Here is a 14,541-nt window from a genome sequence, read left to right as displayed (position 1 = left end):
AAAGGAATTTAAGTATTGCTTTGATAAAATCCCACTTTTTATATTAACTTTAAGGATAGAAATGAAAAGGACTTATCAACCTCATAAAACCCCTAAAAAACGCACTCATGGCTTTCGCTTAAGAATGAAAACTAAAAATGGCCGAAAAGTAATAAACGCTAGACGTGCCAAAGGTAGAAAAAGATTGGCTGCTTAGCTGGTTTTGAGTCGTTAAGCGGCTCAAAAGAATTCTCTCAAGTTTATAAAGAGGCTAGCAAGTGGCATTGTGATGCTTGCATTGTTTTTTATAAACCAACAAATGAAAAAAAAATAGCAGTAGTTGCTAGTAAAAAAGTAGGAAAAGCGGTAGTTAGAAATAGAGCTAAAAGACTTTTGAGAGCCGCTTTTTTTAACATTTCTAGTGAATTAAAAGATGGCACATATATTATGATCGCAAAAAATGGAATTACAGAGATTTCATTTGAAAAAATTTGTAAAAATTTAAGTTGGTCTACAAAAAAAATGGGATGTTTAAAATGAAAAAAATTGCGATTAAAGCTATCGCTTTTTATCAAAAATATATTTCCATACTTCTACCAAAAAGCTGTCGCTATTACCCGACTTGTTCACAATACGCGATTTGGGAATTTCAAACAAATAGTTTTTTTTCTGCTTTTTTTGCAACCTTCATGCGAATTTTAAAATGTAATCAGCTTTTTAAAGGCGGTATCAACTACCCAATCATCTACAAAAAATTTAACTTATGTTTTATATTTCAAAAAAGTGATACCAGAAATGTAAATTTTTGGTTTGTCCCTTGTCAGAATAGTAAATTTTATGTCGTAAAAGTATTAGATAAATTAAAGGAAAAAAAATAAAATGGAACAGATGTCTATGCAAAAAAGGTTGCTTCTTGCAGCGCTTTTATCTATTGTTTTTTTTATAGTGTATGATTTTTTTATGCCAAAAAGAGTGGTGCCTGAGCAAAACCAAACTACAATGTCTCAAGCAATAGATCAAAATAAAGCTCCAAATACAAATCAAAATACACCAAAATCAAATGAAAATTTAGCTTCAAATGAGATAATCGCTACTATTAAAGGTCAAAGCTACGAAGCAAAAATAGATAAGCTAGGAAGAATTTCAAAATTCTATCTAACTGAAGAGAAATATAAAACAGAAGATGGCAACAAAATCGAGCTTGTTTCGCAAAATCCATTGCCACTTGAGCTTAGATTTAACGATAGTACTTTAAATACTGATGCCTTTAAGGTTGCATATAGCAGTGACGCTAGCGAGATAGATGCCAGCAGAGAGCCTAGAACCATAAAACTTACTCAAAATTTAGATGGCGTTACGATTACAAAAAATATCAAATTTTACCCAAATGGTAGATATGAAGTTGAAGTAAATTTAAGTAAAAATGTTGATTATTTCATCACTCCTGGCTTTAGGCCAAACATCGCAGTAGATAGCTACACAGTTCATGGCGTTATGCTTAGAAATGCAGATGATAGCCTAAATATTATAGAAGATGGTGACGCCAAAGAGGTTAAAAACTATGCAAATACCACAATAGCAGCCGCCTCTGATAGATACTATACAACTCTATTTTACTCATTTGAAAAGCCATTTGAAGTAGCCGTAGACAAAGATTCTAACAATAATCCTATTCTTTTTGTAAAGGCAAATGATAATTTAAAATTAGGTGCATATATCGGACCAAAAGAGCATAAAATTTTAAGCTCAATGGACGAGAGATTAAATGATGTTATTGAGTATGGTTGGTTTACATTTATAGCAAAACCGATGTTTGCATTTTTAAATTTCTTGCATAACTACATTGGCAACTGGGGTTGGGCGATAGTTGTATTAACGCTTGTCATAAGGATAGTTTTATTCCCACTTACATATAAGGGCATGCTATCGATGAATAAGCTAAAAGAGCTTGCTCCAAAGGTAAAAGAGCTTCAGACAAAATATAAAGATGATAAGCAAAAAATGCAAGTTCATATGATGGAGCTTTATAAAAAGCATGGCGCAAATCCAATGGGTGGATGCTTGCCAATCTTGCTTCAGATTCCGGTATTTTTTGCGATCTACCGCGTCTTATTAAATGCGATCGAGTTAAAAGGTGCTTCTTGGATACTTTGGATACACGATCTTTCAGTAATGGATCCATATTTTGTATTGCCTATTTTGATGGGTCTAACGATGTTTTTACAGCAAAAGCTTACACCAACAACTTTTACTGATCCTATGCAAGAAAAGGTGATGAAATTTTTACCTCTTATATTTACATTTTTCTTCGTGACATTCCCAGCCGGTCTTACACTTTACTGGTTTGTAAATAACGTTTGCTCGGTTGTTCAGCAAGTGTTTGTAAATAAACTTTTTGAAAAACATAAAAAAGCTGCGGAGGTAAAGGCTTAATGAAAATAGAAGCAAATACCCTTCAAGAGGCATTTCAAAAGGCAGCTGAGAAGCTTAACTGCTCAGTAACCCAGCTTGATATAAAAGTTTTACAGCATCCAAGCAGTGGTTTTTTTGGATTTTTTAAAAGAAGTGCGATCATTGAAGCAAATTTAGAAAATCAGCCAAAACCACAACATAAACCAAAAAATGATAGAAATTTTGCTAAAAAAAATGATGAGAACGAGGCTATAAAAGAAGATAAAAAGCAAGCTAAAAAACACGATCATAGTGATAAAAAGCGAGGCCCTAAAAAACATAGAGATGAAAAAAGCGAAACTAAATTTGATCAAAAAGAGCATAAAAATGAAAAGTCAAATTTAAGTGAAAAAAATGAAGCTCTAGCTAAAGATGCATTTGCTCAAAAGAGTGAAGAAGAGGCTGAACCAGGATATGTGATAAAGAGACTTGATGAGCCAAAAGAAATAAAGGAGCCACAAGCTGGTAAAAATACTCCTAAAAATATTTTAGATAATTCTATTATTGAAAATTTTAACCAAACTGATGAAGAGAGTGCAGCTCAAGCTTTACAAAAAGAAAAAAAAGAAAAAGCAGCAATCGACTTTGATAAAATTTTACCTGAGATCAAAGATGGCATGAACCGTCTTTTTAAGGCAAGTTGTTTTGATATTAGTAAAATTGAAGTTAGCAAATTTGACGATGAAACCGTACTTATAGAGCTTGATGGAGCTGACGCGGCTCTACTTATAGGTAAAGAAGGTTATAGATATAAAGCGATATCTTACATGCTTTATAACTGGTTAAACTCAAAATACAACCTTGCTATCCGCCTTGAGATCGCACAATTTTTACAAAATCAAGAAGCGATGATGGATCAGTATCTAAATGGCGTGATCGAGCGTGTGCAAAATAGCGGTAGAGCCCAAACGAAGCCACTTGATGGGGTTTTGGTTAAGATCGCACTTGAGAAGCTACGCGAGAAATTTCCAGATAAATATGTCGGCATAAAAAGCGGCAATGACGGTAAATTTGTCGTTGTAAATGACTTTTTCAAAAAATGAGTGAGACCATTGCAGCCCTTGCCACAGCTTATGGCATCGGCTCAGTTTCTATCGTAAGGCTTAGCGGCATGGACGCCCTAGCCACCTCTTTAAAACTGCTTAAACTTTCAAATTTAGAGCCAAGATACGCAAAACTAGCTAAAATTTACTCCCTTGATGATGAAATTTTAGACGAAGCTATCGTTATATATTTTAAAGGCCCAGCAAGCTTTACTGGTGAGGATATCGTCGAGTTTCAAACTCATGGTGGTATCGTAGTTAGTGAAAGAATTTTAAACGAACTAATTAAAGCTGGTGCAAGGCTTGCTATGCCTGGAGAGTTTAGCAAGCGAGCATTTTTAAATGGCAAGATGGATCTAACAAAAGCAGAGGCGATGCAAGGGCTTATCACTTCAAAAAGTGAGATCGCTGCTAAAATTTTAACCCGCCAAATGCAAGGCGATCTTAGTAAATTTGTAGGCGAGATCAGAAGCGAAGTGGTCAAAACTCTTGCCTTTGTGGAGACGATGATTGACTATGCTGATGATGATTTGCCTGCAAATTTACTAGAGCAGACCAAACAGATGCTTTTAAAAAATAGTGAGAAACTAGAGCGCATAGCCACACTTAGTGAGCAAAGAAGAGGGCTAATTGATGGCTTTAAGATCGCCATCGTTGGTAAGCCAAATGTTGGCAAAAGCTCTATTTTAAACTCATTTTTGGCTTACGAGAGAGCGATTGTAAGTGATGAAGCAGGCACGACCAGAGATAGAATAGAAGAAAATTTTAAGATAGGTTCACATTTGGTTCGTATAATAGATACCGCTGGCATAAGAAAAAATGCTGGAAGGATCGAGCAAATCGGCATAAACTACTCAATCTCTGCCATAAACGAAGCTGACATTATCCTGGCTGTCTTTGACGGCTCAAATCCAAGCGATGAGCAAGACAAAGAGATAATTAATCTCGTTTCAAACTCAAATAAAAAAGCCTTTTTTATCCTAAACAAAAGCGATCTAGTGTTTAAATTTGACATAGAGCTAGAAGGCGCTATCAAAATTTCAGCAAAAACCGATACGAGCGTAGTTTTAAAAGAGCTTGAGAGCTACCTCAAGACACAAGATACTGACGAGATCATGCTAAGCTCAAACCGCCAAATTTTAAGCTGTAAAGAGGCGAGTGAGGCTTTAAAAAGAGCGTTTTTGAGGCTTAGTGAAGAGGAGCTAGAAATTTTTGCTTATGAGCTAAATAGTGCGATAAAGGCGCTTGCAAGCATCACAAAGCCATTTGAGAGAAGTGAAATTTTAGACGAGATGTTTAGCCATTTTTGTTTAGGAAAATGATAGTTTTTTTGGTTAAAAATTTCGTTTTTTAAAGGAGATACAATGAAAATTTTACTTATAAATGGTGGTAAAAAATTTGCCCACTCAGATGGCAGACTAAATCAAACACTTCACGACCTTGCATGCGAGAAGCTCGCAAAAATGAGTCACGAGATAAAGCAAACTACAATAGATCATGGCTATGATATAGAGGCTGAAGTCGAGAAATTTATCTGGATGGATGCGGTAGTTTGGCAGATGCCAGCTTGGTGGATGGGTGAGCCTTGGATAGTTAAAAAATATATCGACGAGGTCTTTACCGCAGGCCACGGCAAGCTTTATACGAGTGATGGCAGGCATAGGGTCGATCCTACGAAAAACTACGGCAAGGGTGGCTTGTTAAATGGCAAGAAATTTATGCTAAGCCTTACTTGGAACGCTCCAGCCGAGACATTTAGCGATCCAAGCGAGTTTTTTGATGCGCGCGGGATCGATGGGGTTTATTTTCATTTTAGAAAGGCAAATGAGTTTTTAGGCATGAGGCCGCTTCCATATTTTGTCTGCTACGATGTTATCAAGATGCCAGATGTGCCAAGAGATCTAAAAGAGTACGAAGCGCATCTTGAAAAAGTTTTTAAAAATACAAAATAGAAATTTAAATTAGAAACAAAACCGCAAATATAAATAAAAGTGGCAATAAAATAGCTACGAGCTAGTTTTGAAAATTTTGCCACTTTTTATTACTATGCTAGCAAAAATAAAGCGCTGGTATAAATTTTAAAAATGCTAATATAAAAAGGCCTTATCAAAGTAGGCAAATTTCTCTCAATAATGCTTTATTCTGCTAAATTTCAAAAGGCTTTTTAGTAACTTTTTATAAGCAAGATTGTAAAATGGCTTAAAATTCTTAAAAGGTTACATCAATGGATAAAGCTACCATACAAGCACATAAAATCAGCGATCAAGAGTATGAAGAGATCTTAAAAATCCTAGGCAGAGAGCCAAATTTGCTCGAGCTTGGCATATTTTCAGCGATGTGGAGCGAGCACTGCAGCTATAAATCAAGTAAAAAATACCTAAACGGCTTTCCGACAAAGGCGCCCTGGGTCATTCAAGGACCTGGCGAAAATGCTGGTGTCATCGACGTTGGCGACGGGATCGCAGCTGTGTTTAAGATGGAGAGTCACAACCACCCAAGCTTTATCGAGCCGTTTCAGGGCGCTGCAACCGGTGTTGGTGGAATTTTAAGAGATGTCTTTACGATGGGCGCAAGAGTTGTTGCAAACATGAACTCACTTCGTTTTGGTGAGATAAGAGGCGATGGCGAGCTAGCCAAAAAGCATAGATATCTACTAAAAGGAAGTGTTGCGGGCATCGGTCACTACGGCAACTGCATGGGTATTCCAACAGTTGGCGGTGAAACCACATTTGATCCTAGTTTTAATGGCAACATCCTAATCAATGCCTTTGCACTTGGCCTTTGTAAGAGTGATGAAATTTTTTACGGCAAGGCTGAAGGTGTTGGCAACCCAGTTATCTACGTGGGGTCAAAGACCGGCAGAGACGGCCTTGGCGGTGCTGTCATGGCTAGTGATAGCTTTAATGACGAGAACAAATCACTTCGTCCAACGGTGCAAGTGGGCGATCCATTTGCTGAGAAGCTGCTTATGGAAGCTTGCTTGGAGCTCTTTAAAAAAGACTACATCATTGGCATCCAAGATATGGGCGCAGCAGGACTAACAAGCTCTAGCTTTGAGATGGCAGGCAGAAGTGGCAGCGGCATGAAGATGTATCTAGACCGCGTGCCGATGCGCGAAACTGGCATGACACCTTATGAGCTAATGCTAAGCGAGTCTCAAGAGCGCATGCTAATATGCGCCAAAAAAGGCTATGAGCAAAAAGTGCTTGAAATTTTTAGAAAATGGGATCTTGATGCTGAGATCATCGGTGAGGTCACAAGTAGCGGCGTGATGCAGCTTTACTGGCATGGCGAGCTAGCAGGCGAAATCCCTATCGGACCACTTAGTGAGGCAGCTCCGGTGCTTGATCGCCCAGTTGCACGTCCAAAATATCTTGATGAGATAGTAAATTTAGAAATTCCAAATAATGTTGATAACAAAACGGCATTTTTCAAGCTTTTAAAAGAGCCAGAAGTGCTAAATAAAAGCTTTATCTACGACCAATACGACGCAAATATCCAGACAAATACCATAAAACAGCCTGGTCACTTAGGTGCTGCAAGTATCAGAGTAAAAGGCACTAAAAAGGCCGTCTCTATGGCTGCTCAGTGCGATCCTAGAGCAAATTTTGTTGATCCTAAAATTGGTGCTGCAAGAGCCGTTGCGGCGGCTGGCAGAAAAGTAGCGATGAGTGGCGCTATGCCACTTGCGATCACCGACTGCCTAAACTATGGCAACCCGCAAAATCCAGAGGTAATGTGGCAGTTTAAAGAGGGATGTGAAGGCATAAAAGAGGCTTGCCGTGAGCTAAATACACCAGTCGTGAGTGGCAACGTGAGCCTTTATAACGACACAGATGGCGTGAGCGTCTATCCAACGCCAGCCATCGTCACAGTTGGCGTAAATGAAGATGCAAACTTAAATCTAAAAAGCACATTTTTAAGCGAGGGCAGGGCGATTTACTTGCTTGGTGAGACAAGCGGGGAATTTGCTGCCTCACTTTACGCAAAGGCGCTATTTAATGTGGTTGGCGGTAAGCTAAAAGAGGTTGATTATAAAGCTGAGAGAGCCCTTTGGGATCTAGTGATAGAGGCAAATAAAGAGCAAATTTTAGAGTTTGCTAATAGCGTAGGCGTAGGCGGTCTTGCTATCACGCTAGCAAAAATGGCTAGCATCTCAAACATCGGTGTAAATTGCGAAGTGAAATTTAAAGAGCCAAATTTCATCTTTGATGAAAGCTTTTCAAGAGCAGTTGTAGGAGTGAAAGACGAGGCTAAATTTGAAGCGCTTGCGGCTAAATTTGGTGTGAAATTTGAAAAGATCGGTGTTAGTGGTGGCAGAAGATTTAAACTAAATGACATTGATGAGAGTGTGGATGAGATAAGAGAAATTTATCTAAATGAGTTTGCAAAAATCGTTAGAAAAGAGGATTAAGAAATGGCTTTAAAAAAGAGCAAGGTCGCTGAGGCTGAAAATGAGCAGAAGGAAGCAGAACAAGTTGAAAAGCGAGGTGTAGCAAAGCCGCCAGTGCTTTTTAGTAAGACACAAAATTTAATAAAATCGATCGAAAAAAGACTAAACGCCACCTTGATAACTTACTATAATTCAAATGCTGGTAGCGTTTGCGGCAACGATGCGAGTGCTATGTATGAAATTTTAAAGGGTAAAAAGATAGATACTGCTTATCTTTTTATAAAAAGTGACGGTGGAAGCGGTATTGCTGCTCTTAGGATCATCACTACACTTAGAAATTACTGCAAAAATTTAATAGCTCTAATACCTGCAAACTGCGCCTCAGCTGCTACCATGATGGCACTTGGCGCAAATGAGATCGTCATGGGACCACTTGCCTATCTAACGCCTGTTGATACTTCACTAAAACACGAGCTTAGCCCGACAAATAAAGGCAATGAGCTTGTAAGTGTTTCGATGGACGAACTTAGTCGTGTGGTCAAACTTTGGAAAGAGCAAGATAAAGATAGGCCAAACGACACAAACCCTTATAATTCGCTTTATGAGTATATTCATCCGCTAGTCTTTGGTGCGGTTGACCGTGCTAGCTCGCTATCGCTTAAGATTTGCACCGAGCTTCTTAGGTATCACATCGATGATGATAAAAAGATCGCAGAAATTTCTGAAAGGCTAAATGGTGACTATCCAGCTCATGAATATCCAATCCTCTTTAGAGAGGCACACGAGATCGGCCTTCATGTAAAAAAGATGGATGATGACCTAAATGAAATGCTTCAGGAGCTAACGCTGCTTTACTCTGAGATGGGTCAGCGAGCTTTTACCGACTATGATGAAAATAGCTACCACGATAACAATATTGCAAATATCATCGAAACAAATGGCAAGCAAATTTATTATCAGATAGATAAAGACTGGTTCTACCGCCCTGAAGAGCGTCGCTGGAACGTGATGAATGACGAGAGCTCTTGGCGTAAAAACGAGCTAGTAAATGGCAAAATAAAAAATACTATCTATCACTTGTGGTAATATGTCTGGAGTCCTGTTTTTACTAATATTAGGTGGTGCGATATTTCTCTTTATGAATGTCCAAATAGGTAGTAACCGCAAGAAACAAGCAGATGTAGATGAGGCTAAATTTCTAGTTTCACTGCTTGCAAAAGTAGCTAAAAGTGACGGCAGAGTTAGCGAGCTAGAGGCTAGGCTGATCACTCAAGTGCTTGATGATCTAAGCCAGAAAGTTAGCGGCGTTAGCGGCGTGCGTGAGTATCTAAAAGAGGTTTATAACAGCCAAAAAGAAAATGTAGATAACGCCTATGAAACCGCCAGAAACTACAAGCGCGAGTTTAATCTAAACTACGATACCTGTGTGGCTAGGCTCACTTTTTTTCTAAATTTAGCCTACATCGATGGAGAATTTAACAAAAGTGAGCAAGATGTTATAAGAAATATCGCTTATGGATTTGGCATTGATAAAGAAACGCTTGATGAGATCATCTTTAAATTTGATAGCTTTTATGGCTCAAGATTTGAGGCAAATCCCGATGAAATGGTCCAAGAAAAAGATGCGTTTGATGTTTTAGGGCTTAGCAAAAATGCAAGTCTTGAAGAGGTAAAAGCTCGTTACAAAGAGCTTGTAAGGCAGTATCATCCCGACATTTTAATGGGTAGGGGCGAGAGCAAAGAGGTGATAGAGCGCTCGACTAAGAAGCTTCAGGAGATAAACGAGGCTTATGGGCGATTAAAAGAGAAATTTGGAGTTTAGATGAAGAAATTTATTATTTTGCTGCTAGCGGTGGCTGGCTTTTGTAATGATTTTAAAGTGGTAAATGTCGATGGAAAAGAGATAAAATTTAAGCTTACGCAAAGCGAGCTTTATCGAGATCAAAGGCTAGTCATCAGCAACTACGATGTTAAAGATAGCAATGTGAGCATAATATTTGTCGATAAAGATGGCAACAAGAGTGACATTATGTCAGTTCAAGCAAAAAAATTAAACGAAATTAGTGAGTATATCTTTTCGTATGATCGCGGTATAAAGGTGATGAAATTTAGCTCGAAAAAGCCGATATGCGAGGCGCTTGAGAAAGAGGAACCTGTAAATTTAAGCGTATTAGATGCGAGATATTTTGATGGCAATCAAATTTCAAGCTATGCCTTTAGCGTTGATATTGTTGGTCAAAAGCGTGAAAACTTTGTAGAGAGAAAAGATTATTTTATAGACGCAGCTGCAAATGTTATGGTTACGCTAGAAGCCTTATCGATAAAGAATATCGCAAAAGATATAAAAATGGGGCAACTTCTGCTAGTAAAAGGTATGTGTTTAACAAAAAGATAAAAAATTTAATAAAGGAGAAAAAATGAGAGCATTGCTTAGCGTTAGCGATAAAGAGGGCATTGTAGAGTTTGCAAAGGGGCTAGAAGAGCTTGGCTGGCAGATACTTTCAACTGGCGGTACATTTAAGCTTTTAAAAGAAAATGGTGTCAAAGCAACTGAAGTTAGCGAATTTACGGCTTCACCTGAGATGTTTGAGGGCAGGGTAAAGACGCTTCATCCAAAGATACATGGTGGCATTTTGCACAAACGCGACGACACTACGCACGTGGCTCAGGCAAAAGAGCACGGCATCGAGGGGATTGACCTGGTTTGCGTAAATTTATATCCATTTAAAGAGACTACAATCAGGACTGATGACTTTGCTGAGATCATCGAAAATATCGATATCGGTGGCCCAGCCATGGTAAGAAGTGCGGCTAAAAATTTTAAAGATGTGCTAATTGTCACAAACGTGCTTGACTACGACGAAATTTTAAAGCGCCTAAGAGAAAAAAGCGATGATTTTGAGTTTAGAAGATCGCTGATGATAAAGGCTTATGAGCATACAGCGGCTTATGATAGCATGATCGCAAACTATATGAATGATAGATTTAATAGCGGCTTTGGTGATGCTAGATTTATCGTGGGAAGCAAGGTTTTTGACACCAGATACGGCGAAAACCCTCACCAAAAAGGGGCACTTTATGAGTTTAACTACTTCTTTTCAAACAACTTTAGAGCCCTAAAAGGCGAGGCAAGTTTCAATAATATGACCGATATAAACGGTGCACTAATGCTTGCAACTAGTTTTGATGACGCACCGGCAGTGGCTATCATCAAGCACGCTAACCCTTGCGGCTTTGCGGTAAAAGATACTTTGCTTGAGAGCTACGAGGCCGCACTTAAATGCGATCCGATCTCAGCTTACGGCGGTGTGGTAGCGATAAACGGCACACTTGATGAAAAGCTAGCTAAAAAGATAAATGAAATTTATGTTGAGGTAATAATTGCTGCAAATGTTGACGAAGCAGCTCTTAAAGTATTTGAGAGTAAAAAACGTATCAAAATTTTCACTCAAGACAATAAATTTTTAGTTCGCTCAAATGATAAATTTGACTTTAAGCACGTTGATGGTGGATTTGTATTTCAAGAAAGAGACTATGTAAAAGACGAAGAGCTTGAAAATATGAAGCAAATGAGCAAGAAATTTGCAGCTGGTAGCGAGCTAAAGGACGCTCAGATCGCGTGGAAAGTGGCTGCGCTAACGAAGAGCAACTGTGTAGTTTATGTAAAAGACGGCGCAATGGTAGCTATTGGCATGGGTATGACAAGCCGCGTTGATGCTGCTCGTGCGGCCGTGGCAAAGGCAAAAGAGCTAAAGATCGATCTAAGTGGCTGCGTACTTGCAAGTGAGGCGTTCTTCCCATTTAGAGATAGCATTGACATCGCTAGTAAGGTCGGCGTAAAATGTGTCATCGAGCCAGGTGGCAGCATCAGAGATGATGAGGTGATAGAGGCTGCCGATGAGCACGGCATGTCGCTATACTTTACTGGCGTTAGACACTTTTTACACTAAAATTTAGGGGCGTTTGCCCCTTACTTCACACTTTATAACTTTAAATTCCATATAATCTTTCAAAACAAAAGGAGATAGAATGAAAAAGATCTTAAAATTTATCTTAATGGTGGCAATGTTTTCTGGTCTAAATTTGATGGCAAAAGATGAGCTTATAAAGGAGCAGACGATGGCAGGGCAAAATTTGAAAGAAATTTATCTAGCAGGCGGTTGCTTTTGGGGTATGCAGGGATATTTTAAAAAGATATTTGGCGTAGTGGATACAAAGGTAGGCTACGCGAATGGCAAGAGCGAAAATACTAGCTACCGCGAGCTTCATGAGAGTGATCATGCTGAGACACTTTATGTAAAATACGACGAAAATAGAGTCGCTTTGGCTGAAATTTTGGCTCACTTTTTTAGAGTGATCGACCCGACCTCGCTAAACAAACAAGGCAATGACGTTGGTAGGCAGTATAGAAGCGGAATTTACTATGTGAGCGAAAGTGATCTGCCAACGATAGAGAGCTTTATGAAAATAGAGCAAAAGAAATTTAAAGATAAGATCGTGGTTGAGGTGGCGCCACTTAAAAATTTCGTCTTAGGTGAGGAGTATCATCAAGATTATCTTGATAAAAATCCTTTTGGATATTGTCACATTGACCTAGGTTTAGCTGATAAACCGCTTTACGATGAGGCAAAATTTAAGCCGCTTAGTAAAGATGAGCTAAAGAAAAATTTAAGTAGCGAGCAGTATGCCGTGACGCAAGAAGCGGCGACTGAGAGGCCGTTTAGCAGTGAGTATGATAAATTTGATCAAAAAGGCATTTATGTAGATATAACGAGTGGAAAGCCACTTTTCTCAAGTACAGATAAATTTGATGCAGGATGTGGCTGGCCAAGCTTTACAAAGCCTATAACGACAACAGCTCTTTCGTATAAGGAGGACAACTCGTTTATGATGAAAAGGGTCGAAGTTAAGTCTCAAAATAGCGATGCGCACCTTGGTCATGTCTTTGACGATGGCCCAAGCGATAAGGGCGGGCTAAGATATTGCATAAACGGTGCGAGCCTTAAATTTATACCGCTTGAAGATATGGCTAGACTTGGATACGAGGAATTTATACCTTACGTAAAATAGCTTTTGTTGAAGCAAATCAATAGTTTAAAAAGTTTAATCAGAGTATAATTCTCCAAAATTAAAAGGAGAAAAAATGAGCGATTTTTTCAAAAATGCAGAGCAGTTTAATGTTGATGGTGCAACCGTGCCATTTTATAAATTTAATGAAAATGGTGTAAATTTTGTTGGTTTTGATTCACGTCCTTGCGTACCGCCAGAGCCAATGGTCAATGCATTAATCGCTATTAAATTTGCTGATAAAAACACAAAAATTATGATGCTAAATCATAAATTTCCAGCTGGTCTTATACCAAAGATAGATAAGAGCTTTAACATAGAGCGTGAAGATATAGATGGTGGGGCTGTAAAGATGATTTTTAGCCTAAAAGACGGCGCAAACATAGAAGACGTAGATACGAGTCTTTGCCACTAAGATGCTTTTAAATACTTACGCACCACCATTTAAGCTAGTTGGTGGATATTTTATTGCTGGAATTTTCTTTTTAGCATTAAGTGTGCCGGCATTCTTTTATGCAGATTTTGATGCGATTAGCTCACTAAATACAGCTGGTTTTTTGCATATATTTTTTGTTGGCTTTGTTATGAGTATTATCATCGGAGCGCTCTATCAGCTAACCTCAGTCATCTTAGAAAAGCCATTTTTTACCGCAAAAGGTGCTATTTTAAATTTGGCTATTTTTTGTCTATCGTTGCTGGGCATGTGCTACGGGATGCTATTTGCTGAGGCTAAAATTTTACAAATTAGTGGAGTTTTGCTTTTTTGCTCGCTCGCTTTTTTTGCTACGACTTACGCATTAAGCTTTATGGATAATGAAAAAAAGAGCTTTGCAGCCTTTGCACTTTTTGTTTCAGCTATCTTTTTGCTAACTGGAATAACGCTTGGTTTTTGCTTGCTTATGATACTTGGTGGCACATTGATGCTTGATTTTGAGATGACACTAAAATTTCACGTTTATTTTGTGCTGGGATTTGTATTTCTTGTGATACTTGGAGCTGCTAGCGTACTCCTACCTATGTTTGCATTGGCTCACGATCTAAAATTTACACTTAGCAAGGCCTCGCTAGCATGCTATATTTTGGGTGGTATCTTGCTAGCTTTTAATGAAAATTTATCTGTTTTGTCAATATGTGTGGCGGCTTTACTTTTTATAGCTCAAGCATTTTATATTTTAAAAAAGCGTGTTAGAAAGGCGTATGATTACTGGAATGTAAATATCGTTCTTTCTTTGGTAGCTTTGCTTGGTGCTGCTGTTTTTATAGCTTTGGATAAATTAAATTTAGCTGCATATTTTTTAATATATGGCTTTTTGTTTGCTTTTATCGTAGCTCATCTTTACAAGATCGCACCATTTCTCATATGGTATCACTACGTAGCACCTTTTGTTGGAAAGGTAAAAGTGCCACTTCTTGATGCCATGATACTAAAAAAGATAGCTTATTTTGGTATAGCTTTTAATGCTGTCTCGCTTCTTTGCTATCTTTTCTCAACTTGCTTTGAACTAGAAATTTTAGTGCAAGCTGGTATGATATTTATAGCTCTTAGTGTAGTTTTACTATCAATAAATATAATAAATATTTTTAGATTTACTGGTTTTAAAGGATAAA

15 protein-coding genes are annotated in these 14,541 nt (G+C 38.2%); all 15 read left to right on the top strand.

Annotated features, from left to right (window positions below; translation table 11 throughout):
- Window positions 1-61 precede the first annotated feature (61 nt).
- The 15 genes from rpmH to CVT18_RS06490 all read left to right on the top strand — a co-directional run bounded on the left by rpmH (window position 62) and on the right by CVT18_RS06490 (window position 14,540).
- The gene (gene rpmH, locus CVT18_RS06560; RefSeq protein WP_002940373.1) at window positions 62-196 is read left to right on the top strand and encodes a 50S ribosomal protein L34; all 135 of its coding nucleotides are present in this window, start codon (window positions 62-64) and stop codon (window positions 194-196) included.
- Window positions 184-519: a ribonuclease P protein component gene (gene rnpA, locus CVT18_RS06555; protein ID WP_072594909.1), complete on the top strand. Its 336-nt coding sequence runs from the start codon at window positions 184-186 to the stop codon at window positions 517-519. The genes rpmH and rnpA overlap by 13 nt, the downstream gene beginning before the upstream one ends.
- A complete protein-coding gene (gene yidD, locus CVT18_RS06550; protein WP_103628945.1) occupies window positions 516-857 on the top strand; it encodes a membrane protein insertion efficiency factor YidD in 342 nt (113 codons plus the stop codon). The genes rnpA and yidD overlap by 4 nt, the downstream gene beginning before the upstream one ends.
- 1 nt (window position 858) lies before the next feature.
- Window positions 859-2,412, top strand: coding sequence for a membrane protein insertase YidC (yidC, locus tag CVT18_RS06545; RefSeq protein ID WP_103628946.1), 1,554 nt, complete (start codon window positions 859-861; stop codon window positions 2,410-2,412).
- A complete protein-coding gene (locus CVT18_RS06540) occupies window positions 2,412-3,473 on the top strand; it encodes a Jag N-terminal domain-containing protein (protein WP_103628947.1) in 1,062 nt (353 codons plus the stop codon). The genes yidC and CVT18_RS06540 overlap by 1 nt, the downstream gene beginning before the upstream one ends.
- Entirely contained in the window at window positions 3,470-4,795 is a 1,326-nt protein-coding gene (gene mnmE, locus CVT18_RS06535; RefSeq protein ID WP_103628948.1) for a tRNA uridine-5-carboxymethylaminomethyl(34) synthesis GTPase MnmE, read from the top strand. Before CVT18_RS06540 ends, mnmE begins: the two co-directional genes overlap by 4 nt.
- Window positions 4,796-4,837: 42 nt before the next feature.
- Window positions 4,838-5,425, top strand: coding sequence for an NAD(P)H-dependent oxidoreductase (locus CVT18_RS06530; protein ID WP_103628949.1), 588 nt, complete (start codon window positions 4,838-4,840; stop codon window positions 5,423-5,425).
- 272 nt (window positions 5,426-5,697) lie between these two features.
- Window positions 5,698-7,887 carry a phosphoribosylformylglycinamidine synthase subunit PurL gene (gene purL / locus CVT18_RS06525; RefSeq protein ID WP_103628950.1) on the top strand — a complete coding sequence of 730 codons (2,190 nt, stop codon included), beginning with the start codon at window positions 5,698-5,700 and terminating at the stop codon, window positions 7,885-7,887.
- 3 nt (window positions 7,888-7,890) lie between these two features.
- Complete coding sequence (locus CVT18_RS06520; RefSeq protein WP_103618700.1) at window positions 7,891-8,952, top strand: SDH family Clp fold serine proteinase; 1,062 nt, start codon at window positions 7,891-7,893, stop codon at window positions 8,950-8,952.
- Between the two features lies 1 nt (window position 8,953).
- On the top strand, window positions 8,954-9,688 hold the full coding sequence (locus CVT18_RS06515; protein WP_103628951.1) for a TerB family tellurite resistance protein: 735 nt from the start codon (window positions 8,954-8,956) through the stop codon (window positions 9,686-9,688).
- Entirely contained in the window at window positions 9,689-10,261 is a 573-nt protein-coding gene (locus CVT18_RS06510) for a hypothetical protein (protein ID WP_107824351.1), read from the top strand.
- A 22-nt stretch (window positions 10,262-10,283) separates the two neighbouring features.
- Window positions 10,284-11,816, top strand: a complete 1,533-nt coding sequence (purH, locus tag CVT18_RS06505) for a bifunctional phosphoribosylaminoimidazolecarboxamide formyltransferase/IMP cyclohydrolase (RefSeq protein WP_107824350.1) — start codon at window positions 10,284-10,286, stop codon at window positions 11,814-11,816.
- A gap of 79 nt (window positions 11,817-11,895) precedes the next feature.
- Window positions 11,896-12,936 (top strand): peptide-methionine (R)-S-oxide reductase MsrB, encoded by a 1,041-nt coding sequence (msrB, locus tag CVT18_RS06500; protein WP_103628954.1) that lies wholly within the window; start codon window positions 11,896-11,898, stop codon window positions 12,934-12,936.
- A 73-nt stretch (window positions 12,937-13,009) separates the two neighbouring features.
- Window positions 13,010-13,348 carry a hypothetical protein gene (locus tag CVT18_RS06495; protein WP_103628955.1) on the top strand — a complete coding sequence of 113 codons (339 nt, stop codon included), beginning with the start codon at window positions 13,010-13,012 and terminating at the stop codon, window positions 13,346-13,348.
- A gap of 1 nt (window position 13,349) precedes the next feature.
- Entirely contained in the window at window positions 13,350-14,540 is a 1,191-nt protein-coding gene (locus tag CVT18_RS06490) for a peptidase M50 (RefSeq protein ID WP_107824349.1), read from the top strand.
- Window position 14,541 lies beyond the last annotated feature (1 nt).

Origin of the sequence: Campylobacter concisus (assembly GCF_003048405.1) — a bacterium.
Classification (GTDB): Bacteria; Campylobacterota; Campylobacteria; order Campylobacterales; family Campylobacteraceae; genus Campylobacter_A; species Campylobacter_A concisus_Q.
The sequence above is the reverse complement of the archived record's forward strand: the minus strand, read 5'-3'. Positions and strand labels throughout refer to the sequence as shown.

What these genes read in the sequence shown, in the direction of transcription:
- CVT18_RS06530 (WP_103628949.1), top strand. Translation starts at nt 4,838, where the DNA reads ATGAAAATTTTACTTATAAATGGTGGTAAAAAATTTGCCCACTCAGAT.
- CVT18_RS06490 (WP_107824349.1), top strand. Translation starts at nt 13,350, where the DNA reads ATGCTTTTAAATACTTACGCACCACCATTTAAGCTAGTTGGTGGATAT.
- yidD (WP_103628945.1), top strand. Translation starts at nt 516, where the DNA reads ATGAAAAAAATTGCGATTAAAGCTATCGCTTTTTATCAAAAATATATT.
- mnmE (WP_103628948.1), top strand. Translation starts at nt 3,470, where the DNA reads ATGAGTGAGACCATTGCAGCCCTTGCCACAGCTTATGGCATCGGCTCA.
- CVT18_RS06540 (WP_103628947.1), top strand. Translation starts at nt 2,412, where the DNA reads ATGAAAATAGAAGCAAATACCCTTCAAGAGGCATTTCAAAAGGCAGCT.
- msrB (WP_103628954.1), top strand. Translation starts at nt 11,896, where the DNA reads ATGAAAAAGATCTTAAAATTTATCTTAATGGTGGCAATGTTTTCTGGT.
- CVT18_RS06520 (WP_103618700.1), top strand. Translation starts at nt 7,891, where the DNA reads ATGGCTTTAAAAAAGAGCAAGGTCGCTGAGGCTGAAAATGAGCAGAAG.
- CVT18_RS06515 (WP_103628951.1), top strand. Translation starts at nt 8,954, where the DNA reads ATGTCTGGAGTCCTGTTTTTACTAATATTAGGTGGTGCGATATTTCTC.
- rpmH (WP_002940373.1), top strand. Translation starts at nt 62, where the DNA reads ATGAAAAGGACTTATCAACCTCATAAAACCCCTAAAAAACGCACTCAT.
- purL (WP_103628950.1), top strand. Translation starts at nt 5,698, where the DNA reads ATGGATAAAGCTACCATACAAGCACATAAAATCAGCGATCAAGAGTAT.
- purH (WP_107824350.1), top strand. Translation starts at nt 10,284, where the DNA reads ATGAGAGCATTGCTTAGCGTTAGCGATAAAGAGGGCATTGTAGAGTTT.
- yidC (WP_103628946.1), top strand. Translation starts at nt 859, where the DNA reads ATGGAACAGATGTCTATGCAAAAAAGGTTGCTTCTTGCAGCGCTTTTA.
- CVT18_RS06495 (WP_103628955.1), top strand. Translation starts at nt 13,010, where the DNA reads ATGAGCGATTTTTTCAAAAATGCAGAGCAGTTTAATGTTGATGGTGCA.
- CVT18_RS06510 (WP_107824351.1), top strand. Translation starts at nt 9,689, where the DNA reads ATGAAGAAATTTATTATTTTGCTGCTAGCGGTGGCTGGCTTTTGTAAT.